The sequence below is a fragment of the Pseudomonas sp. URIL14HWK12:I6 genome (assembly GCF_000514195.1).
GTDB classification, from domain to species: Bacteria; Pseudomonadota; Gammaproteobacteria; order Pseudomonadales; family Pseudomonadaceae; genus Aquipseudomonas; species Aquipseudomonas putida_A.
The window spans coordinates 79,022-101,378 of sequence record NZ_AZVL01000018.1 but is presented as its reverse complement, the minus strand read 5'-3'; the positions used below and the strand labels follow the sequence as shown (position 1 = coordinate 101,378).

The following is a 22,357-nucleotide window of genomic DNA, read 5'->3' as shown; positions in this document are numbered from 1 at the left end:
CTAAAAATCTGACTGATTCAGCGGCGGACTTGTTTCAGGGTTTCCGCGATCAAAAACGCCAGTTCCAGCGACTGATCGGCATTCATCCGCGGGTCACAGTGGGTGTGATAACGATCCGACAACCCGTCTTCAGTGATTGGCCGCGCACCACCGATGCACTCGGTGACATTCTGCCCGGTCATCTCGATATGAATCCCGCCAGCATAAGTGCCTTCGGCTTCGTGCACCTGGAAGAACTGCTTCACCTCACCCAGGATCTGCGCGAAGTCGCGGGTCTTGTAGCCGCTGCTGGCCTTGATGGTGTTGCCATGCATCGGGTCGGAGCTCCACAGCACTTGCTTGCCCTCACGCTGCACCGCGCGGATCAGCGCCGGCAGGTGATCGCCGACCTTGTTCGCACCCATCCGCGCAATCAGGTTCAGGCGCCCCGGATCGTTGTCCGGGTTGAGCGCGTCGATCAGGCGGATCAGATCATCCGGGTTCATGCTCGGGCCGACTTTCACCCCGATCGGGTTGTTCACTCCGCGCAGAAATTCGACGTGAGCGCCGTCGAGCTGACGGGTGCGGTCGCCGATCCACAGCATGTGCGCCGAGCAATCGTAGTAATCGTTGGTCAGGCTGTCGCGACGCACGAAGGCTTCTTCGTAGTTCAGCAGCAGCGCTTCGTGGGCAGTGAAGAAACTGGTTTCGCGCAGTTGCGGCGAGCTGTCCATGCCACAGGCGCGCATGAACGCCAGGGTTTCATCGATGCGGTCGGCGAGGTGGCTGTACTTCTCGGCCAGTGCCGAGTTGGCGATGAAGTCCAGGTTCCACTTGTGCACTTGATGCAAATCGGCAAAACCGCCCTGGGCGAAGGCGCGCAACAGGTTCAGGGTGGCGGTGGACTGGTGGTACGACTGCAGCAGGCGCTCCGGATCCGGCACGCGGCTCTTTTCGTCGAAGCCGATACCGTTGACGATGTCGCCACGGTAGGCCGGCAGGGTCACGCCGTCGATAGTTTCATCGTTGGCCGAGCGCGGCTTGGCGAACTGGCCGGCCATGCGCCCGACCTTGACCACCGGGCAACCGGCGGCGAAGGTCATGACGATCGCCATTTGCAGCAGCACTTTAAAAGTGTCGCGAATCTTCGCCGCCGAGAACTCGGCAAAGCTTTCCGCGCAATCGCCGCCCTGCAGCAGGAACGCCCGGCCCTGAGTCACTTCGGCAAACTGACGGCGCAGCTCGCGCGCTTCTCCGGCAAACACCAGCGGCGGATAACTGGCCAGGGTCTGCTCGACCTGGCGCAGATGCGCCGCGTCAGGGTATTGGGGTTGTTGCTGGATCGGCAGGGCGCGCCAGCTGTCAGGGCTCCACGGTTGGCTCATCACGGTCTCTAATTGGTTCTACGCACGGGAAGCCCATGGTAGCAGCAATTAGTGCGTGACCTGCTCCCGCCCCATCACCGACAATCGTCGCTTTGCCACGGCGCCGCAGCGGTGCCATCGCGTCACCGCGCCCGGTGACCATCAGGAGACGAAATGACTGAGGAGCGCGTCGAGCTGTTGCTCGCCGAGGTACAGGATGAGTTCGGCGTGATTCGCGTGCTGGAAGTGGCCGATTACCGCTTTCTGGAATTTGGCGATGCCATCGAACAGAGCTGCGTGTTCACCGCCGATCCGAGCTGGCTGGAATACGACTACACCCGGGCGATGCTGATTGGCGCGTTGTGCCATGAGCAACCGGAGAGCGCACTGTTTCTCGGCCTCGGTGCCGGCACGCTGACCCAGGCCTGCCTCAAGTTCCTGCCGCTGGAAGATGTCGAAGCCATCGAACTGCGTCCGGACGTGCCGCGCCTGGCGATCGAATACCTGGGGCTGGATGACGATCCGCGCTTGTACATTCGTGTCGGCGATGCGCTGGAGTTGCTGCCGACGGCCGAGCCTGCGGATCTGATCTTTGTCGACCTGTACACCGACGTCGGCCCGGGTGTCGGGCATCTGGCCTGGAGTTTCCTCGGCGACTGTCAGAAACGCCTGAATCCGGGCGGCTGGCTGGTGATCAATCAGTGGGCCACCGATGATGGCAAACCGTTGGGCGCGGCGTTGTTGCGCGGTCTCTATCACCGGCATTACTGGGAGCTGCCGGTGAAGGAGGGCAATGTGATTCTGATTGTGCCGGCGGATCTCGATCAGGAGCTGGACATGCAGGCGCTGACCGCCCGCGCCGAAGTGCTGGCGCCACGGCTGGGTTATTCGCTGCAGTCGTTGATCAAGGCGATTCGCCCGGCGACATGAGTTGCCAGTGATGGCCCCTTCGCGAGCAGGCTCGCTCCCACATGGGGCCTGTGGCACTCACACAATTTTCTGTGGGAGCGAGCTTGCTCGCGAAGAGGGCCTGATAACCCGCGAATATTTCAGATCCCTTTGAAGATGCCCGGGCGCCGCTCCACCAGCGACCTCACCCCCTCCTTGGCATCCTCACTCCCCAGCAACTTCTTCACCAGTGCCGGCAATCCCTGTGCCGCCGCCGTCTCGCCTTCATACCGCGCCTGGCGCGCCGACATCAGCGTTGCCTGCACCCCCAACGGTGCCTGCCGGGCAATCCGTTCGGCCAGTTCGATCGCCCGTGGCAACAGATCCTCACTGGCCATCACTTCCTGCACCAAACCCAGATGCAACGCATCGTGGGCATCAAACTCATCGCCGGTCAGCAGCCAGCGCATCGCGTTGCCCCATCCCGCCACCTGATGAAAACGTAAAGTCGCGCCCCCAAACGGAAAAATCCCCCGCTGCACTTCCATTTGCGCGAAGCGGGTATTGCTCGCGCACAGGTTGATATCAGCGGCCAGCATCAACTCGATTCCGATGGTCAGGCAGTAGCCCTGCGCGGCGACAATGACCGGTTTGCTGACCCGTGGACCAACGAAAACACCCCATGGGTCGCAACCACCGGTCGGAACCTGCCAGCCTTCGGCGAGGGCGGCGCTGGCGTTGAGCAGATCCAGACCGGCGGTAAAGTGTTCGCCATGCCCGAACACCACCGCCACCCGCGCCTCGCTGTCGGCCTCGAACTCGCCGTAGGCCAGGCTCAAGTCATTGAGCAGATCGAGGTCGAAGGCGTTGCGTTTGGCGGGCCGGTCGAGGCCGATCAAGTGGATATGACCTCGACGTTCACGGCTGACGCGGCCGGGGCAGGGCTGATTCATGGAGAAATCCTCGGGCGGGAAGGGCGGGCGCAGCGACGGTATGCCGCACATCGATGAATCGTTTAAGCGTCATCACCCGCAGGGCCGGGCATTTGCAAAATAGACCTTTGCACGATTATCCGCAAAACCCCGTTACACAGCGGTGACACACCGATTCAGGCGATAAAAAAAGCTCCCTTTTCGGGCAAATTCCGGTATAGTGCGCGCCGGCCTTTAACCGGGCCGCGTTTAGGTAGCGCAATTCCCCGAAGTCAGCTTCGGCTGCACGTCCGCACTGCGGGCTCTTCCTTGACGATTCTTTTTCATTCATACGTTTTCGCAAATCCCCGCCGACAAAGCTGCCAGGGCGACTCTTGAGTCTCAACACGGCATGTGCAGCTTTGGAGCATGGGTCTTTGCGGATGCACTTAGAGGCAGACCCATGACCCAGGAAATCGGCGGCTTCGCCGCTCTTGAACTTCATCCCAATATTGTCGCTGCAGTAGTCGCTACCGGCTATGAAGAGCCTTCGGCCATTCAGCAGCAGTCGATCCCGATCATCCTCGCCGGTCACGATATGATTGGTCAGGCGCAAACCGGTACCGGTAAAACCGCTGCCTTTGCCCTGCCTATCCTGCACCGCATTGATCCGTCCAAGCGCGAGCCGCAAGCTCTGATCCTGGCCCCAACTCGTGAGTTGGCGCTACAAGTTGCAACCGCTTTCGAAACTTACGCCAAGCAAATGCCGGGCGTAACTGTTGTGGCTGTCTACGGCGGCGCGCCGATGGGCCCACAATTGAAAGCAATCCGTAATGGCGCACAGATCGTTGTCGCCACTCCGGGCCGTCTGTGCGACCACCTGCGTCGCGACGAAAAAGTCCTCGCTACCGTGAACCACCTGGTTCTGGACGAAGCAGACGAAATGCTCAAACTCGGTTTCATGGACGACCTGGAAGTGATCTTCAAGGCCATGCCGGAAACTCGTCAGACCGTATTGTTCTCGGCAACCCTGCCGCAGTCGATCCGTGCCATCGCCGAGCGCCACCTGCGCGATCCGAAGCACGTGAAGATCCAGAGCAAGACCCAGACCGTTACCGCGATCGAACAGGCTCACCTGTTGGTTCACGCTGACCAGAAGACCTCCGCCGTTCTCAGCTTGCTGGAAGTGGAAGACTTCGACGCTCTGATCATGTTCGTGCGCACCAAGCAAGCGACCCTGGATCTGGCCAGTGCCCTGGACGCCAAAGGCTACAAAGCCGCTGCGCTGAACGGTGACATCGCCCAGAACCAGCGTGAACGCGTCATCGACTCGCTGAAAGATGGCCGCCTGGACATCGTTGTCGCGACCGACGTGGCTGCCCGTGGTCTGGACGTTCCGCGCATCACCCACGTATTCAACGTGGACATGCCGTACGACCCGGAATCCTACGTGCACCGTATCGGCCGTACCGGCCGTGCCGGTCGCGAAGGTCGTGCGCTGCTGCTGGTGACTCCACGTGAGCGCCGCATGCTGCAAGTGATCGAGCGTGTCACCGGTCAGAAGGTTGCCGAAGTGCGTCTGCCGGACGCTCAGGCTGTTCTCGATGCACGCATCAAGAAGCTGACCAACAGCCTGTCGCCGCTGGTCGCTGATGCCGAGTCGACTCACGGCGAACTGCTGGATCGTCTGACTGCCGACATCGGTTGCACGCCGCGTGCCCTGGCTGCAGCCCTGCTGCGCAAGGCGACCAACGGTCAAGCGCTGAACCTGGCTGCGATCGAGAAGGAACGCCCACTGGTGCCGAACAACGCACCGCGTGGCGACCGTCCTGAGCGTTCCGGTGATCGTCCTGAGCGTGGTGATCGCGAGCGTCGCGCACCAATGCCTCTGGGCGAAGGTCGTGCCCGTTGCCGTACCGCGCTGGGTGCGCGTGACGGTATCGCCGCCAAGAACCTGCTGGGCGCCATCCTCAACGAAGGTGGTCTGGCTCGCGAAGCAATTGGTCGCATCCAGGTGCGTGACAGCTTCAGCCTCGTCGAGCTGCCGGAAGATGGTCTGGACAAACTCCTGACCAAGCTGAAGGATACTCGCGTCGCTGGCAAGCAGCTGAAACTGCGTCGCTATCGCGAAGATTGATCCGCCCTTGGGCTGATTGATCGAACATGAAAAATCCCCGACTGGTTCGGGGATTTTTTTGCCTGCTTTTTGCCTTTGTGGGAGCGAGCCTGCTCGCGAAGGCGTCAACCGAAGCGATAAATATCCATACCCAGCGCGCCCATCGTGAAACCTTGATGAGCAATGCTGAACTCACCTCCCGCACCACGGGCAAAATACAGCGGCAGCAAATGCTCGTCACTCGGATGGCTGCGCACCGCATTCGGCGCCTGCTGACGATAATCGTGCAGTACCGCCTCATCGTCGGCCGCCAGCTTGTCGATCATCCAGTCACGGAAGTCCCGTGCCCACGGCTCGACGCTTTCCGGGCCGGCGTGCCAGTCCAGTTCGCGCAGGTTGTGGGTGATGCTGCCGGAGCCGATCAGCAGAATGCCCTGCTCGCGCAGACTCGCCAGCGCTTGTCCGACACGGGTTTGCAACACCGGGCCGCCGCGACTCGGCAGCGACACCTGCACCACCGGAATATCTGCCTGCGGGTACATCAGCGACAGCGGCACCCAGACGCCGTGATCGAACGGTCGTTGCGGGTCGAGGCGTGCCGGCATATGCGCGGCGTCAAGCAATTCAGCCACTTCGGCTGCCAGTTGCGGATTGCCCGGTGCCGGGTACTGCACTTCGAAAAGGGCACGCGGGAAGCCGCCGAAGTCATGCCAGGTTTCCGGACGAGGATTGCTGCTGACCAGCAGTTCCTGGCTTTCCCAGTGGGCAGAGACGATCACGATGGCTTTAGGCCGCGGCAGTTCGGCCGCCAGACGCGCCAGCGCCGGGCCACTGGCACCGGGTTCCAGGGCCAGCATCGGTGAGCCGTGGGAGATAAACAGGCTGGGAAACATGGAAAGGTTCCTGAGCGGTAAGATGGCCTCATCTTCAGTCAGATCATTGATCTAAATCTAATATAAGTTTTAACGCCTTTTGATCGAATTTTTTGGGGTGATGCATGCAGCCTGAGTTTTGGCACAAGAAGTGGGAATCCAATCAGATCGGCTTTCATTTGCCTGAGGTGAACCCGTATCTGCAGCGGCACTGGCCGCAACTGGCGATCCCGGCCCAGACCCGGGTGCTGGTGCCGCTGTGCGGGAAAAGCCTGGATCTGTTGTGGCTGGCCGGGCGCGGGCATCAGGTGCTCGGAGTCGAGCTGTCGCTGAAGGCCGTCGAGGATTTTTTCAGTGAGCATCAGGTAATGCCGCAGGTCATTGCCAAGGGGCCGTTCAAAGTCTATCGCGCCGATTCCATCGAGTTGTGGTGCGGTGATTTCTTTGCGCTGACAGCCGACGATGTAGCGGATTGCGCGGCGTTGTACGACCGGGCAGCGCTGATTGCCTTGCCGGCTCCGATGCGTGAGCGCTATGCGGCGCATTTGCAGCAGATCCTGCCGCAAAGTGTGCAAGGGTTGTTGATCACCCTGGATTACGATCAGGCGCAGATGCCAGGGCCACCGTTTGCGGTGGGGGATGATGAAGTGCAGCGGTTGCTGGGCGAAGTCTGGCAGGTGCAGGTGCTTGAGGAACAGGATGTGCTGGCGGAGAGTGTCAGGTTCCTGCAGGCGGGCGTGACACGGTTGGAGGAGCGGGTTTACCGGGTTTCCTCGTGATACATTTTGCTGACAGTGCCGGCCCCTTCGCGAGCAGGCTCGCTCCCACACTAGATCTGTATACAAGAATCCAATGTGGGAGCGAGCCTGCTCGCGAAGAGGTCATCAGCAACAACCATTATTCGCATGTACAAAAAAGGCCCGCATCACTGCGGGCCTTTTTCATGGTCACACCGGTCGAATCAACCGCGACGACGCAGCGCGTCGATACGCTCTTCCAGCGGCGGGTGGCTCATGAACATGCGGGCAAAGCCTTGTTTGATGCCACCGTTGATGCCGAATGCGTTCAGGGTGTCCGGCATGTGCACCGGCAGGCCCTGTTCGGCGCGCAGGCGTTGCAATGCACCGATCATCGCATTGGTACCGGCCAGACGTGCGCCGGCCTCATCGGCGCGGAATTCGCGTTTGCGCGAGAACCACATGACGATGGCGCTGGCGAGAATGCCCAGTACCAGTTCGGCGAAGATCGTTGCCACGTAGTAGGCGATGCCCTGGCCTTCTTCGTTCTTGAAAATCACCTTGTCGACGAAGTTGCCGATGATCCGGGCGAAGAACATCACGAAGGTGTTCACCACGCCCTGGATCAGTGCCAGGGTGACCATGTCACCGTTGGCCACGTGACCGATTTCGTGGGCCAGAACGGCTTTCACTTCATCTGGCGAAAAACGTTCGAGCAGGCCCTGACTGACCGCGACCAGCGCGTCGTTCTTGTTCCAGCCGGTGGCGAAGGCGTTTGCTTCGTAGGCCGGGAAAATACCGACTTCGGGCATCTTGATCCCGGCTTCGCGGGACAGTTGCTCGACGGTTTGCAGCAGCCATTGCTCATGCCGGGTACGTGGCTGGCTGATGATCTGGGTGCTGGTGCTCATCTTCGCCATCCACTTGGAGATGAACAGCGAGAACAGCGAACCGGCGAAACCAAAGACCGCACAGAAAACCAGCAGCTGACTGAGGTTGAGATCAACCCCGTTGGCCGCCATGAACCCGTTGAAGCCGAACAGGCTCAGGGTGATGCTGGCTATCAGCACGACCGCCAGGTTAGTGGCCAAAAACAGCAGGATGCGCATCATGGTTGTAGAAATCTCCTCAAGCTAAAGATGTAGCGTACTGCGGGGTATATAAGGTGCGGCACCGGGTGATTCAACCGAGTGACTATTTCAAACTGTGTCCTACAGCGACTTCCCGAGTCTGCAGGTCATTGCCCACGGCCAAAACCGAAAGGGATTACAGCCGGCCGCTACCCGCCGCCACTGCGCCAGAGGCGGGTGGGCCCTATGAATCGCAAGTGTAGAAGGCGCAGCGAGGCGGGGAGAGCAGAAGTGTTGCTGAATCAGACAGTGCGCAACGTTCGGGCCGTTGCGCACCGTTGACCGGTTACTGGCGGTAGGACTTGAGGAAGTTGCCGATGCGGCCGATGGCCATTTCCAGATCGTCGACGCGGGGCAGGGTCACCACGCGGAAGTGATCCGGCCACGGCCAGTTGAAGGCCGTGCCTTGCACCACCAGCAGCTTCTCGGAGAGCAGCAGGTCGAGGACGAATTTTTCGTCGTTGTGGATCGGGCAGACTTTCGGGTCGATCCGCGGGAACGCATACAGCGCGCCCATCGGCTTGACGCAGCTGACGCCCGGAATGTCGTTGAGCAATTCCCAGGTGCGGTTGCGCTGCTCCAGCAGGCGGCCCTGCGGCAGTACCAGGTCATTGATGCTCTGATAGCCGCCGAGGGCGGTCTGAATCGCATGCTGACTCGGGACGTTGGCACACAGGCGCATGTTGGCCAGCATGTCGATGCCTTCGATGTAGCTCTGGGCATTGTGTTTCGGCCCGGAGATGGCGATCCAGCCGGAGCGGAAACCCGCCACGCGGTAGGATTTCGACAGACCGTTGAAGGTCAGGCACAGCAGGTCCGGCGCCAGCGAAGCGGTGCAGATGTGCACGGCGTCGTCGTAAAGGATCTTGTCGTAGATCTCGTCGGAAAACACCACCAGGTTGTGCGCGCGGGCGATTTCCAGCATGCCCAGCAGCACTTCCTTCGAATACACCGCGCCAGTCGGGTTGTTCGGGTTGATGATCACCATGGCTTTAGTGTTCGGGGTGATTTTGGCCTTGATGTCGGCCAGATCAGGGAACCAGTCGGCACCCTCGTCGCACAGGTAGTGCACGGCGTTACCGCCGGCCAGGCTCACGGCGGCGGTCCACAGCGGGTAGTCCGGGGCCGGTACCAGCACCTCGTCGCCGTTGTTGAGCAGCGCCTGCAGCGACATCACGATCAGCTCGGACACGCCGTTGCCCAGGTAGATGTCTTCGATGCCGACGCCTTCGACATTTTTTTGCTGGTAGTACTGCATCACCGCCTTACGGGCGCTGAACAGGCCTTTTGAGTCGCTGTAGCCTTGGGCGGTCGGCAGGTTGCGGATCACATCCTGAAGAATTTCGTCCGGCGCTTCGAAACCAAACGGCGCCGGGTTGCCGATGTTCAGCTTGAGGATGCGCTGGCCTTCCTCCTCCAGACGTTTGGCGTGCTTGAGCACCGGGCCGCGAATGTCGTAGCAGACGTTGGCGAGCTTGTTCGATTTGCTGAACTGCATGGCGATGTGATCCCGAAAATGAACGATCCAGACGGCGGATGGCCAACCGTACTGGGATTCCTGCGTCTTCGCACAGGCGGAGTCTTGCGCCATGGCGCCGAGAATCCGTTTGAATGCGCCCGGTCTGGCTGCCAGACTGGCGTGTGACGAGGCGCAATCATACGTGCCACCCGATCCGTGGAAAAGGTACAGATCGGGCTTTTTCAGCCGCTGAGGTGTGATGATGGAAAAGTTGGAAAAAACCCTGGAAGAATGGCGGGCGATGCTCGACCCCGAACAGTACAACGTGTGCCGTCTCAGTGCGACCGAACGGCCGTTTTCCGGCAAATACAACGACACCAAAACCGACGGTGTCTATCACTGCGTCTGCTGCAATGAGCCGCTGTTCGACTCCACGACCAAATTCGATTCCGGCTGCGGCTGGCCGAGCTTCTACGCGCCGATCGGCGAAAGCGCCATGACCGAGATCCGCGATACCAGCCACGGCATGATCCGCACCGAGGTCAAATGCGCCCGCTGCGACGCGCATCTGGGCCACGTGTTCCCCGATGGCCCGCCACCGACTGGCTTGCGTTATTGCATCAACTCGGTGTGCCTGAATCTCGAGCCGCGCGAGTAAGCGGACAGGCGACCTGCGGGTCGCCTTTCGGATAATTAAATTGCACACAATTTAATTGCTCGCTATGTTTGGCCTTTCCCGATAACCCGCGGAGCCGACCCATGAGCGACAACCTGCTGAATATCCCTGTCACCACCATCAAGGGTGAGCAAAAGACCCTGGCCGATTTTGCAGGCAAAGCGGTGTTGGTGGTCAACACCGCCAGCAAATGCGGCTTCACCCCTCAATACAAAGGCCTGGAAGAGCTGTGGCAGACCTATAAGGATCAGGGCCTGGTGGTGCTGGGGTTTCCGTGCAATCAGTTTGGCAAGCAGGAGCCGGGTAACGAGGGGGCGATCAGCGAGTTCTGTGAGCTGAACTACGGCGTGAGTTTCCCGCTGTTCAAGAAGATCGACGTCAACGGGTCTGATGCGCATCCGCTGTTCGTGCAGTTGAAAAAGCGCGCTCCGGGTTTGCTCGGCTCCGAGGGCATCAAGTGGAACTTCACCAAGTTCCTGATCGGCAAGGATGGGCAACTGGTCAAGCGTTTCGCCCCGACCACCAAGCCGCAGGACATCAGCGGCGAGATCGAAGCCCTGCTCAAATGAACAGCCTGCCCGACGATTCGCTGAAGCTCGACAGTCAGTTGTGCTTCAAGTTGTACGCCGCGTCCCGGGCGGTGATTCGCGCTTACAAGCCGATGCTCGATCAACTCGGCCTGACCTACCCGCAGTACCTGGCGATGCTGGTGCTGTGGGAGTGGCAGGACAGTGCACCGGAGCAACCGACGGTCAAGGCGTTGGGCGAGCGCCTGGCGCTGGACTCCGGCACCCTGACGCCGTTGCTCAAGCGTCTTGAACAATTGCAGTGGGTGCAACGCCAGCGTTCGGCGCGCGACGAGCGTGAAGTGCATCTGAGCCTGACCGCGCAAGGCCAAGCGCTGCGCGAGCAGGTCGGGCCGCTCAAGGCCCGGTTGTTGTGCGACAGCGGGGTGGATCTTGATCGGCTCAACGATTTGCGCAATGGCCTCGATCACCTGCTGGGGCAGATCAAAGCGCTGACGTAGCCGGCATCCACTGGTCGAGCAGGGCCGCCAGCTCTTCGCGGCGGAACGGCTTGGCCAGGTAATCGCTCATGCCGGCCGCACGGCAGCGCTCGCGTTCTTCGGACATGGCGTTGGCGGTCAGTGCGACGATCGGCAGGTGCGGCCAGCGCCCGCTCTGGCGGATCTGCCGGCTCGCTTCGTAGCCGTCCATCACCGGCATGTTGCAGTCCATCAGCACCAGATCGAACTCATCGTGCTCCAGTTGATCCAGCGCCTCGGCACCGTGGGCGGCGACCACCACGTCGCAACCGAGCTTGCCGAGCATGCCTTTGGCCACCAGTTGATTGACCGGATTGTCCTCCACCAGCAGCACCTTTCCGCGCCGCCGGACCGGCTGGCTCTCGAGGCGCGCATCGTTGCTCGTGGTGACATCGGCCAGCAGAATGCGCCGCAGGATCTGGTACAGCGCGTTGCGTGCCAGCGGTCGGGCTTGTTGCTGCAATGGCGCCAGCGCGGCGGCTTCTTCGCCGGGCATGAAACTGCCATAAGCGGTTACGACGAGGATCGGTGCGCTGATGGTCGGGCGCAGACTGAACAGGCATTCCGGGCAATCGGTGATCAGCAGATCGGGTGCCAGGCCCAGCAACGGGTCATCCATGGTGCGCTGTTCATAGCTCACGCCCCACACCGGCAGCAATGTCTTGAGCAGTTCCGCCAGCCCGCTGCTGGCGGCCGTGATCGCCAGCACCTTGCCGTGCAGTGGCGGCGGCATGACCGCCCGGGTGTGACACAGCAGTGGCAGGTCGGCACAGAACTGACTGCCGAAACCGGCCTCGGAACTGATGGTCAATCGGCCTTGCATGGCCTCGCACAGGTTGTAGGTCAACGCCAGACCGAGACCGGTGCCGCCGTACTGCCGGGTGATGCCGGCACCGGCCTGGGTGAACGGCTGGAAGATTTTCACCTGGGCATCCTGAGCGATGCCAATGCCGGTGTCGCAGACTTCGATGCGCACCCCGTCCTTGTGGGCGGACAGGCGCACATCGACCCGGCCGAAGCGGGTGAACTTCAGGGCATTGGACAGCAGGTTGCTGACGATTTGCCGTACCCGGGTCGGATCCCCCAGCACCAGCGCGGGGAAGTGCGGGTCGATCAGGCAAGTCAGCTCGACGCTCGGCGCGGCGTTCTGCGACAGCAGGTTGGCGGTGTCCTCGATCAGCGAGCCGAGGTCGAACGGGATGTGTTCGAGCTCCAGTTGCCCGGCATCGAACTTGGACAGGTCGAGAATATCGTTAAGCAGCTCGACCAGCACCTTGCCCGAGTCATGGGCAATCGACAGTTGCTGTTGCTGCTCGGCATTCAGCGGCCCATCGAGGGACAATGCGATCATCCCCAGCAGGCCGTTGAGCGGGGTGCGGATCTCGTGGCTCATGTTGGCGAGGAATGCCGAGCGCGCTTCGGCCATGTCCAGTGCGGTGCTGCGAGCGACTTCCAGTTCTTCGTTGGACTGGCTGAGCCGGGTGTTGATGGCCTTGAGCTCGGCAGTGCGGGCCGAGACGATGTGCTCCAGTTGTCCGAGGTAATCGGTGAGGCGGTTTTCCGCGTTGCGCCGTTGCTGGATTTCCGTGGCGATGTTGTCGAACTGCTGGTTGGCGACTTTGACCAGTACGCCGATCTCGTCATTGGCGTGGCCAGCCGGACATTCCAGGGTCGTCGGTTCTGCACTGCGTGCGTCACGCGCGCTGAGTTCCCGGATCAGGCGCACCAATGGCTTGGTCAGCATCACGTAGAACAGCGCCAACAGGATCCCGGTGAGAATCAGGCTGCGGGCAAAGCCGTTGAGCAGGGTGACTTCGGCGCGGCGCAGAAACCGGCTGCCGAACGCGTAGGTATCGACCTCCAGGCTCAGCGTGCCCAGTGATTCCTCGGGCAGGTGGTCGAGGTATAGGCGGTCTTCGAACTGGCGCTTGGCACCGAACAGAAAGTCGCTGATCACCCGGTAACCGCTTTGCAGCTCCGGGCGCTTGACGTTGGCCAGGACGTTGCCGTTGTTGTCGGTCAGTTGCGCCGAGATGATCGCCGGCGAACGCAACAGGCCCAGGGTCAGTTCCTGCGCCAGTTCCGCATCGATGTTGTAGGCGATTCGCGACGCCGGATTGTGGCTGATTTCCAGCAAAGACAGGATTTCACGGTTGATGGAGGCGTCTTCACTGGCATAATCGATGCCGATTTGCAGCAGGCTGAGCAGCGTGCCCAGAACGAACCCGACCAGCACCGTGAATCTGGCTTGCTTGTATGACAGCCGGTGGGTGAATTTGATATCCATGGGGTGTTGAACCACTTCCGTTTCCCTTCGCTGCTCAAGCATAGTCGATCATGTATGGATACCGAGGTTCCCGAAGCGCCTTGTAACAAGGCTTGAACGGGGATTGAGATCTGTCTGTCGTCGCTGGATCGACATCATCACTGTGAACGTGCCCGAGGAGAAGACGTGGATTCCCGATTGAATGCTTTTCTTGAACGCGCCGAGTCGGTTCTGGCGCGGATCGAACCCTTGCTGCCGGCGCCGCGTCCGCTGATCGACTGGGAAACCTGCCTGGCGGCGCGCTGGCAGCGTGACGGGCGCAGCGGCTATTTGCTGCCGCTGGAAGTCAGCCTCGACATGCGCCTGTCCGACCTGATCGGTGTCGATCGTCAGTTGGAACAACTGGGCCGCAACACTCAGCAGTTTCTCGACGGCATGCCGGCCAATCATGCGCTGCTCTGGGGCTCGCGCGGCACCGGTAAATCGTCGCTGGTGCGCGCGTTGCTGGCCGAACACGCCAAGGCCGGCCTGCGTTTGATCGAAATCGAGCGCGACCATCTGGCCGACCTGCCGCGGGTGGTCGAGCAGATCGGCAAACTGCCGCAACGCTTCGTGCTGTTCTGCGATGACCTGTCGTTCGAATCCGGCGAAGGCGATTATCGCGTGCTGAAAAGCGTGCTCGACGGCTCGCTCGAACAGGCCCCGGACAACGTTCTGCTGTACGCCACTTCCAACCGCCGCCATCTGGTGCCGGAAAAGGAAAGCGACAACGAAAACTGGAAACGCGTCGACGGCGAGCTGCATCCGAGTGAGGCGGTGGAAGACAAGATCGCCTTGTCCGACCGTTTCGGCCTGTGGTTGTCGTTTTACCCGTTTACCCAGGAACACTTCCTCAACGTCGTCGAGCACTGGATCGGCCAGTTGGCCGCCAAGGCCGGCTTGAGCTGGCAGCGCGACGAAGAGCTCGACATCCTCGCCGTGCGCTGGGCAACCGGGCGCGGCAATCGCAACGGACGTTGCGCGTACCAATTCGCCCGTTACTGGGTGGGACTGAAATTGCTGGAGCACAAGGCATGATTGATTTGCAACAAAGCGGCCAGGGCCTCGAAGGCTATGGCATGTTGGCCGCACAACTGGAATCGCTGCTGGCGGACGAGCGCGATTTCATCGCTAACGCCGCGCAGTTTTCGGCGTTCCTGTTCAATCAACTCGACGATTTGAACTGGGCCGGTTTCTACCTCAATCGCAACGAAGAACTGGTGCTTGGCCCGTTTCAGGGGCAGATCGCCTGCGTGCGCATTCCGTTCGGTCGCGGTGTATGTGGCGCGGCAGCGGCCAGTCGGCAGACCCAGCGCGTTGAAGACGTGCATGCATTCCCCGGTCATATCGCTTGCGACAGCGCCTCCAACAGCGAGCTGGTAGTGCCGCTGGTCAAGGACGGTCGGTTGATCGGCGTACTTGATCTCGACAGCCCGAAACTCGCACGTTTCGGCACCGCCGATCAGTCCGGAATCGAGCAACTGGCGGCGATTTTCCTGCGTCTGACCGACTGCTGATCAGGCACTCAGGCCAGCCTTGCGCAGCAGGCTGGCCGGATCCACCACATCGATCTGGCGCGGATCGAGAAACCGTGCGGCGTACTGCATGTACACCCCATCGTTGATGAACAGCGCAAACAGCTCGGGGTCGATGTGCGCCTCGCGGGACATGGTGGCCATGATCCCCAGGGCTTCACTCAAGGATTTGGCCTTCTTGTACGGTCGATCCGCCGCTGTCAGTGCCTCGAAAATATCGGCAATCGCCATCATCCGTGCCGGCAGGCTCATGTCCTCGCGCTTCAGGCGTTTGGGATAACCGCTGCCGTCCATCTTTTCGTGATGCCCACCGGCGATTTCCGCGACGCTGTCCAGGTGCCCGGGGAAGGGCAGGTGGCTGAGCATCAGGATCGTCTGCACCATGTGGTGATTGATGATGTAGCGCTCTTCGCGGGTCAGCGTGCCCCGGGCAATGCTCAGGTTGTACAGTTCGCCGCGATTGTATTTGTAACGCGGCACATCCAGTTTGAACCCCCACGGATTGTCTTCCGGAATCAGTTCGCTGTCGGCGCGTTCGATCAGGTGTTCGGGCTTGTCCGCCAGCAGTGGCTCGCTGACTGGCAGATTCGCCGCCGGCGTTTGCGCCTGGCGGCGGTTTTCCTCCCATGACACCCCCAAGCGATCATCGAGGGTGCGCATCCAGCCCCGCTCGGCAATGCGTTCAAGACGTTGCAGATCGGCGGGCGCCATGGCCTCACCGCCCAGATTGCAGCGGGCAACGAAGGCAAAGTCGTCATCCAGTTGCGTCAGCGTGGCGTCACGCAGTTCGCTCAGTTGCGCCGCGTTGCCGCCCAGTGCGATCGCCTGCCAGTAACTGATCCAGGCATCGCGCTTGAGCACTTCGAAACGGGTGCGGATTTCGTGGATGCGATCATTGAGGGTTTCCAGTTTGGTTGCCTTGTCGACGACATACTCCGGTGTCGTGACTTTGCCGCAATCGTGCAGCCAGGCCGCAATGTGCAGGGCTTCCCATTCGTCTTCGCTCGGTTGGTAGCTCTGGAACGCCGGCGCCTGGCTGGCGGCTGCGGCCTGCGCGAGCATCAGGGTCAGTTCCGGCACGCGCTGGCAGTGGCCGCCGGTGTAGGGGCTCTTGGCGTCGATGGCGCCGGCCAGCAACTGAATGAACGCGTCGAGCAACTGCTTCTGCTTCGCTTGCAGGCGCTGACTTTCGATACTCACCGCCGCCGCACCAGACACGGCTTGCAGGAAGGCGATGCGGTCCGGGCGCAGTTTTTCCAGGTCCTGAGCGCTGCCGCTGTCGTTGATCAGCAGAAGCAACAGGCCGATGGTTTCGTTGTGCCGATTACGCAGGCGGATGCCGATCAGGTGGATGCGCGGCGACTGCATGGCCAACAGGACTTTCTGCAAGTCCCCGGCCTGCTCGAAGCCAAGGCTGCTGACCACGTTGTCAGCGTTGATCAGTTGCTGGAACCACGCCGGCCCTTGATCGGCCAGGAGATCCCGGCCCAGCACAGCGAACTCGCCCGGCTCGTGCGAGGCGCCATCAATGACCAGTCCGTAAGGCTCCATCCGGTTGCCATCGCTTTCGCGCAGATAGATCAACCCCGCCTGCGCCTGGGCGATCTGCGCCGTTTCGAACAGCACCCGTTGCAGCAGCGGGGCGAAGCGGGTTTCGGCGCAGAGGCTGTCGGTGATGCGGAAGAAACTGGCGAGCGTGTCCTTCATGCGCGCCATCGACAGGCTCAACTGGTCAACCTCCAGCACCGGCGAGCGGCGGGTGACCGGAAAGTTGAAATCGAAACTGCGGATCGCGTCGGCTTCCTTGACCAGCGCGTGCAACGGTTTGACCAGAATCCGCGAGATCAGCCAGCCCAGCGGCAGGCACAGCAGCAAGATCGCCAAGGTGATCAGCGCGCCTTGCCAGCGCATGCGGTAGGCATCGGCAAGCAGTTCGTCCTCGGGCACCAGCAGGGCCATCTGCAAACCTTTCGGCCCGCCTTCCTGCAGAGTGCTGCGGGCGACGATCCAGTGGCGGCCATTGACGTCGAGCCGTTTGCCCGGATGGGCGGTGGACAGCAACGCGTGCAGATTCGGGCTGAGGTCGGCCGCTTTGGCCAGGCGTGCGCTGCTGTCGTCGACGATCAGCCGGCTGCTGTCCGGATAGGCCACCGCATTGCCATCGACATCGAACAGCACGATTTCGGTCGAAGGGGTGACCACATGCTTGGTCAAGGTGGCCGAGAGTGCCTCCAAAGTCAGATCGGCACCGATCACACTGGTTGCGCTGCTGCGTCGGGCCAGGGTGGTGCCCACATTGTGCGTGGAGAAAAATACATAGGGTTCGGTGGTGATCTGATCGCCCTGTTGCAGGGCGTTGCTGTACCAGTTGCGGGTACGCGGGTCGTAGCGGTCGTCGGGATTGGTGTCGCGTCCGACCGGCGTCAGCGTCTGGTCGAAGAACAGTGACTGCGACAATACGGTGCCGCTGGCGTCGTGCTCGATGCTCCAGACTTGATAGGCCGCTGTTGGTGGTGCCTTGAGCAGGGTTTTCAGCGCGCTGGTGCGCAAGGGCCGGACCATGAAGAAATCGCCGTTGCCGTAGCCCAGATACAGCGAGGCGAGATCGGTGTTGTCCTTGAGCGACTGACTGAACGGCTTGAGCAGCGCCAGACGCTGTTGCAGGCTCGGCGCCTCGGCTGCCTGATTGTCGGCCAGCAGGCTCAGCAGGTGCCGGATCGGTTCGTAGGTCGAATGCAGATCCAGGCGCACATCCTGTTCGATGCGATTGAACAGGTTTTCACTGCTCGACAGGATGATCCGGGTGGTCTGGCGATAATTGAACAGCCCCAGCACCACGCCTGTGAGCAACAGCAGAAAGGTGAACATGACGCTGATGTGCACGTGCAACGGGAACCGGCGTTGATCCGGGCGCAGTGGGCTGGGCATTGCTGACTCTCCATTGAAGTAAACACACTGCTCAGCGTCCAAGCATAGTTAAGGCTCGGTCATTGTGCTTTCTTCGAACGGTTCCAGTTGTTGCCGCAACGCCTGCTCCAGCTCGAGCATGGCTGCGTCGGTGGCCTCGACGCAGCGCACGATGGTCGGTGCGGGCGTTGTCTGCATGCAGGCCTGTTCCAGCGCATCGCAACAGGCGATCAGACGCGAGGCCTGGGCGATCCGGGCGGCGCCTTTGATCTTGTGGGCGACCAGCGCCACTGCCTGACGATCATTGCAGGGGGCCAGGGCTAATAATTCCTCGCGATCGAGACGGCTGCTCTTGAGCAATTGCGTGAGCAGACGCCGGACTTGCAGCGGGTTGCCGCCAGTCAACTGACTCAACCCGTCAAGATTGAACGCCGGTTCAAGCGTCGCGGGCTGCAGACCATTGATCCAGTGGCTCAGTGCGCTGAGGCTCAACGGCTTGAACAGGCAGTCATTCATGCCGGCCTGTTTGCAGCGCTGTACTTCTTCAGGCTGCGCGTTGGCCGTGAAACCCAGCACGGTACACGGAGGGCGGCCAGTGCGTTGTTCCTGTTGGCGGATCGCCTCGGTCAGTTCGTAGCCGTTCATCAACGGCATGTTGCAGTCAGCGATAACCAGGTCGAATGCACCGGTCTGCCATTTCTCGAATCCACTCCGACCCTCTTCGGCAAGGGTGAATCGGTGCCCGAGGAACTCCAGTTGCTGGCACATCAGCAGGCGATTGGCCGGATGATCGTCGACCACCAGAATGTTCAGTGGCGCAGAGGTTTGCAGCACAGGCTCGGTTTTTGCCGTGGTCACCTGGCACGGTAGCGTTTGCAGCGGCAGCGACAGGCAGACCTGGGTGCCGATCCCCGGCTGGCTGCTCAACTGCAGCTGCCCACCCATCATTTCACACAGGTTGCGACAGATCACCAGCCCCAGGCCTGCGCCGCTGCGAGCTTGCTGCCGGCCATTCTCGGTCTGGGCGAACGGCTCGAACAGGCGTTGTTGATCTTCGATGCTGATGCCGACCCCGGTGTCCTGGATCGTCAACTGAACGAGCGAGCATTGGCTCCGCCCGTTGGGCAGCACATCCAGATTGATCCGCACCTGCCCGGACTCAGTGAATTTGATGGCATTGCTGATCAGGTTCGACAGGATCTGCTTGAAGCGCAACGGATCCAGTTCCACGTCGACCTGCAGCCCCGGCGGATTGATGATCAGCGGCAGGAGGAGGTTTTTCTGGCGGGCGAGGCCGTCGAAGATCCTGACCACCGACGCCACTGTTTCGACCAGATTGACCCGTTCCGGGCTCAGGCTCAGGTGCCCGGACTCGATCCGCGCGATATCGAGAATGTCGCCGATCAGGCCCAGCAGGTCCTTGGCCGAGCAGTAGGCGGTTTCAATGGAGGAGCGATCCGGAGCCTGATCATTCATGCGTTTGAGCGTCAGTTCGAGCATGCCGATAATGGCATTCATCGGCGTGCGGATTTCGTGGCTCATGGTGGCCAGAAAGGTACTTTTGGCGCGGTTGGCGTTGTCCGCCTGTTCCTTGGCCCGGCGCAGTTCATCGAACAACTGGCGACGTTCACTGATGTCGATCCAGCCACCGATGATCCCCTGCACATCGCCACTGGAGTCGCGGTACGGCAGGATCCAGTGGTAGATCGTCAAACGCCGGCCACCGATGTGCAGCGGTCGATCGAGCAGCAGAGGCGTGCCTTCGGCCACCACCCGCTGGTAATCCGCCTGGTATGCCTGGGCTTCGAAGGCGTTGCTCAGGGTGCCCTGCATGACACTTTTGCCGATCACGTCTTCGCGTTTGGCGTTGAAGGCTTCGAGGTAGCTGTCGTTGCAGCTTTGCAGCAGACCCTGGCGATCGCGCACGTAGATCGGGTGAGGGGTTCCGTTGACCAGTGAACGCATGAATTCGAACTGATCGTTGAGTGCCCGTTCGGCGGCCTGGCGTTGCTTGATCTGGCGACGCATGTAGGCGTTCCACAACAGCGACAGCAACAGCAGCAGGCAGGCCGCGCCGATCAATTGGTAAAACAGGCGCTTGTAGTGATGCCAGTTGCTTTGAGCCGCATTGGAGAAACCGCGCCAGCGACTGTTGATGACCCCCAGTTCCTCCGGTGTGATGCTCAGCAGCGCCTTGTCGAGGATCGAGCCCAGTTCGGCATTGTCACGGGCGCTGGCCAGCGAGAAGGCCGCCTGACGTGTGCCCAGGGTGGTGGTGATCTGTAATTGATGTTCGAAGATCCGCGATGAAATCAGATAATTGGCAATCACCAGCGAGGCGACGGCGCCATCGGCCTTGCCTTCGGCGAGCAAGGTTGCGGCACCGAAAGTGTCGGAGGTTTCGATCAGGTGGATGTTGGGGAATTCGCGGCGCAGGTAATCAGCCATGGGACTGCCTTGGGCAATCGCCAGGTATCGGTTCTTGAGCTGGGTGGGATGTGTCGGGCTGTCAGCGGATTTGCGCGTCAGCAGGACGAAGGAGTTTTCCAGATAGGGACGGCTGAATTGCAGGGTCTTTTCCCGTTGGGGGCTGGGTAGCAACGCGGCGATCAGATCCGCCCGATGCTGATTGATCTGCTCGATCATTTCACCATCACTGCGGCTGCGGACCAGCTCGAAGCGCAGGCCGGTGCGCAGGCGCAGCAGTTCGAGCAGGTCGGCGGTGATGCCTCGCAGGTTACCGTCGCTGTCGAAGAATGTCAGCGGCGCGAACGCCTCGTTGACGACGACGCGCAGCACCGGGTGCTGTTTGAGCCACTGTTCTTCGTGGTGGGTCAATTGCAGCTTCTGGTCGGTCAGCAGAATGTCGCTGCCGGCGCTCCAGCGCTTGGCGATGTTGTCCCGTTCGCTGGCCGGTATGGCTTGCAGCACGGTGTTGATGATCGCCAGCAGTTGCGGGTTGTCGGCGTGAACGGCAAAGCTGAAACCATGGGCTTCCTGTTTGCCGAAATTGGCCATGCGAATGTTGTTCAGATAACCCTTGTTGATCATGTAGTGGGTGGAAATGGTGTCACCCAGAAACACGTCAGCCTGATCGAAAGCTACCGCGTTGATTGCGTTTTGATAGGAGGGATAGGACGTCAGGATGGCTTTGGGATACTGCGCCTTGACCTCATCCTGGGGCAGATAGTGATAGACCATGCTCAGCCGCAGACCGGCCAGGCCTTCAGTCAGCGAGCGGGTCTCGCCTTCGCGGGTAACCAGAACCGGCTGATCGATGGCGTAGGGCGTTGAAAGCAGGATATTTGCGTTACTGGCCTCGAAACCGTTGGCCGTACCGAGCATGTCGACCTGACCTGCTATCAACGCCTGCAAGGCGGCTTCCCGTGAGGCAAAGCGCTTGACCCGGATTGGCAACCCGACAGCCTGTTCGAGCAGACCGGCGTAGTCGGCGGTAAAACCCTCGTAATCACGACCGCTGGCGGTCATGTCGAACGGCGGATAGTCCGGCGCGGAAGTGCCCAGTACCAGTTCGCGGCGACTCTCCAGCCATTGCCGTTGCGCGGGTTCAAGGGACACGGATGGCGCTTCGTGGCCCGAGCGGCTGCGCAGCACATAATCTTGCGCGGTGACGAAGCTGGCATGCACCTGAGTCGTCAGGCACAGGCTGACGCAACATAGGGCGAGACAGATCTTTAAACGACTGGGCATTCAGGCTCTCACACTAGCGCGTTGCGTTTGGCCATCTCGATCAGTTCCACCAGAGATCTGGCCTTGAGTTTTTGCATCAGGCGTTTTTTGTAGGTACTGACTGTCTTGTTACTGAGAAACATGCCCTTGGCTATTTCCTTGTTGGTGCGTCCCTGGGCAAATAATTGCAGGACCATCAGCTCGCGGTCGTTGACGGATTTGAATAACTCCAGTTCGGCATAACGCACGTCGTCGAGGCGTACCGGATTCAATGCCTGGCTGGGGAAATAGTTGTAACCGGAAAGTACCGCCTTGATCGCACTGACCAGTTCACTCAAGTCTTCCTCTTTGCAGACATAACCGGATGCACCGGACTGCATGCAGCGAATGCCGAACAGCGTCGGGCATTGCGCCGTCAGTACCAGGGTTTTGAGCGGGGTGCCCATGGCGTTGAAACGGGCGAGAACTTCCAGGCCGTCGAGTTTGGGTATGCTGATATCAAGGATGATCAGGTCGGGCATGCATTCGCGGACCATTTGCATGGCATCGACCCCGTTATCGGTTTCGCCGACGACCTTGTAACCTTCATGCTCGAGCAGCATTCGAACGGCAAGTCGGATGACGGGGTGATCATCGACAATAAAAACGGAGTTCATAATCAAATCCCATACGTGCGCGAATAAAGGGCGCACCTTAGCTCAGATAAATGAGCTGCCGCATGAACTCCCGGGGCTGTTGCGGCA

General features: G+C 60.7%; 17 protein-coding genes. 8 read left to right on the top strand and 9 right to left on the bottom strand.

Features of this window, described 5'->3' with window-relative positions:
* Positions 1 to 17 precede the first annotated feature (17 nt).
* A complete protein-coding gene (locus H043_RS0120685; RefSeq protein WP_027613442.1) occupies positions 18 to 1,364 on the bottom strand; it encodes a class II 3-deoxy-7-phosphoheptulonate synthase in 1,347 nt (448 codons plus the stop codon).
* Between the two features lie 153 nt (positions 1,365 to 1,517).
* On the opposite strand from H043_RS0120685, the gene H043_RS0120680 reads away from it, so the two are divergent.
* A complete protein-coding gene (locus H043_RS0120680) occupies positions 1,518 to 2,273 on the top strand; it encodes a spermidine synthase (RefSeq protein WP_027613441.1) in 756 nt (251 codons plus the stop codon).
* Positions 2,274 to 2,392: 119 nt separating this feature from the next.
* Here the strand turns inward: H043_RS0120680 and H043_RS0120675 are convergent, their stop codons facing one another.
* The gene (locus H043_RS0120675; protein ID WP_027613440.1) at positions 2,393 to 3,184 is read right to left on the bottom strand and encodes a crotonase/enoyl-CoA hydratase family protein; all 792 of its coding nucleotides are present in this window, start codon (positions 3,182 to 3,184) and stop codon (positions 2,393 to 2,395) included.
* A 421-nt stretch (positions 3,185 to 3,605) separates the two neighbouring features.
* Here H043_RS0120675 and H043_RS0120670 point away from each other — a divergent pair, with 421 nt between their 5' ends.
* Complete coding sequence (locus H043_RS0120670) at positions 3,606 to 5,279, top strand: DEAD/DEAH box helicase (protein WP_027613439.1); 1,674 nt, start codon at positions 3,606 to 3,608, stop codon at positions 5,277 to 5,279.
* A gap of 104 nt (positions 5,280 to 5,383) precedes the next feature.
* Here H043_RS0120670 and H043_RS0120665 read toward each other — a convergent pair whose 3' ends face one another.
* Complete coding sequence (locus tag H043_RS0120665) at positions 5,384 to 6,151, bottom strand: class III extradiol ring-cleavage dioxygenase (RefSeq protein ID WP_027613438.1); 768 nt, start codon at positions 6,149 to 6,151, stop codon at positions 5,384 to 5,386.
* A gap of 104 nt (positions 6,152 to 6,255) precedes the next feature.
* On the opposite strand from H043_RS0120665, the gene H043_RS0120660 reads away from it, so the two are divergent.
* Positions 6,256 to 6,909 (top strand): thiopurine S-methyltransferase, encoded by a 654-nt coding sequence (locus H043_RS0120660; RefSeq protein WP_027613437.1) that lies wholly within the window; start codon positions 6,256 to 6,258, stop codon positions 6,907 to 6,909.
* A gap of 182 nt (positions 6,910 to 7,091) precedes the next feature.
* Here the strand turns inward: H043_RS0120660 and htpX are convergent, their stop codons facing one another.
* Together htpX and H043_RS0120650 are read right to left on the bottom strand one after the other, a co-directional pair.
* Complete coding sequence (gene htpX / locus H043_RS0120655; protein ID WP_007964827.1) at positions 7,092 to 7,979, bottom strand: protease HtpX; 888 nt, start codon at positions 7,977 to 7,979, stop codon at positions 7,092 to 7,094.
* 304 nt (positions 7,980 to 8,283) lie between these two features.
* Positions 8,284 to 9,495 (bottom strand): pyridoxal phosphate-dependent aminotransferase, encoded by a 1,212-nt coding sequence (locus H043_RS0120650; RefSeq protein WP_003226761.1) that lies wholly within the window; start codon positions 9,493 to 9,495, stop codon positions 8,284 to 8,286.
* Between the two features lie 223 nt (positions 9,496 to 9,718).
* On the opposite strand from H043_RS0120650, the gene msrB reads away from it, so the two are divergent.
* The 3 genes from msrB to H043_RS0120635 all read left to right on the top strand — a co-directional run bounded on the left by msrB (position 9,719) and on the right by H043_RS0120635 (position 11,159).
* Positions 9,719 to 10,114 (top strand): peptide-methionine (R)-S-oxide reductase MsrB, encoded by a 396-nt coding sequence (msrB, locus tag H043_RS0120645; RefSeq protein WP_027613436.1) that lies wholly within the window; start codon positions 9,719 to 9,721, stop codon positions 10,112 to 10,114.
* 101 nt (positions 10,115 to 10,215) lie between these two features.
* Positions 10,216 to 10,701: a glutathione peroxidase gene (locus H043_RS0120640; RefSeq protein ID WP_027613435.1), complete on the top strand. Its 486-nt coding sequence runs from the start codon at positions 10,216 to 10,218 to the stop codon at positions 10,699 to 10,701.
* The gene (locus tag H043_RS0120635) at positions 10,698 to 11,159 is read left to right on the top strand and encodes a MarR family winged helix-turn-helix transcriptional regulator (protein ID WP_027613434.1); all 462 of its coding nucleotides are present in this window, start codon (positions 10,698 to 10,700) and stop codon (positions 11,157 to 11,159) included. Before H043_RS0120640 ends, H043_RS0120635 begins: the two co-directional genes overlap by 4 nt.
* Here H043_RS0120635 and H043_RS0120630 read toward each other — a convergent pair.
* Entirely contained in the window at positions 11,143 to 13,464 is a 2,322-nt protein-coding gene (locus H043_RS0120630; protein ID WP_027613433.1) for a response regulator, read from the bottom strand. The genes H043_RS0120635 and H043_RS0120630 overlap by 17 nt on opposite strands.
* 165 nt (positions 13,465 to 13,629) lie before the next feature.
* Between H043_RS0120630 and H043_RS0120625 the strand changes: the two genes are divergently transcribed.
* Both H043_RS0120625 and H043_RS0120620 read left to right on the top strand, forming a co-directional pair.
* Positions 13,630 to 14,520, top strand: a complete 891-nt coding sequence (locus H043_RS0120625) for an ATP-binding protein (RefSeq protein WP_027613432.1) — start codon at positions 13,630 to 13,632, stop codon at positions 14,518 to 14,520.
* On the top strand, positions 14,517 to 14,999 hold the full coding sequence (locus H043_RS0120620) for a GAF domain-containing protein (RefSeq protein WP_027613431.1): 483 nt from the start codon (positions 14,517 to 14,519) through the stop codon (positions 14,997 to 14,999). Before H043_RS0120625 ends, H043_RS0120620 begins: the two co-directional genes overlap by 4 nt.
* On the opposite strand, the gene H043_RS0120615 is transcribed toward H043_RS0120620, so the two are convergent.
* From H043_RS0120615 to H043_RS0120605, 3 genes are read right to left on the bottom strand one after another with little or no spacing between them, the layout of a single operon-like run.
* A complete protein-coding gene (locus tag H043_RS0120615; RefSeq protein WP_027613430.1) occupies positions 15,000 to 17,945 on the bottom strand; it encodes an HD domain-containing phosphohydrolase in 2,946 nt (981 codons plus the stop codon).
* 48 nt (positions 17,946 to 17,993) lie between these two features.
* Positions 17,994 to 21,635 carry a transporter substrate-binding domain-containing protein gene (locus tag H043_RS0120610; protein WP_027613429.1) on the bottom strand — a complete coding sequence of 1,214 codons (3,642 nt, stop codon included), beginning with the start codon at positions 21,633 to 21,635 and terminating at the stop codon, positions 17,994 to 17,996.
* 8 nt (positions 21,636 to 21,643) lie between these two features.
* The gene (locus tag H043_RS0120605) at positions 21,644 to 22,270 is read right to left on the bottom strand and encodes a response regulator transcription factor (protein ID WP_027613428.1); all 627 of its coding nucleotides are present in this window, start codon (positions 22,268 to 22,270) and stop codon (positions 21,644 to 21,646) included.
* Positions 22,271 to 22,357: the final 87 nt, after the last annotated feature.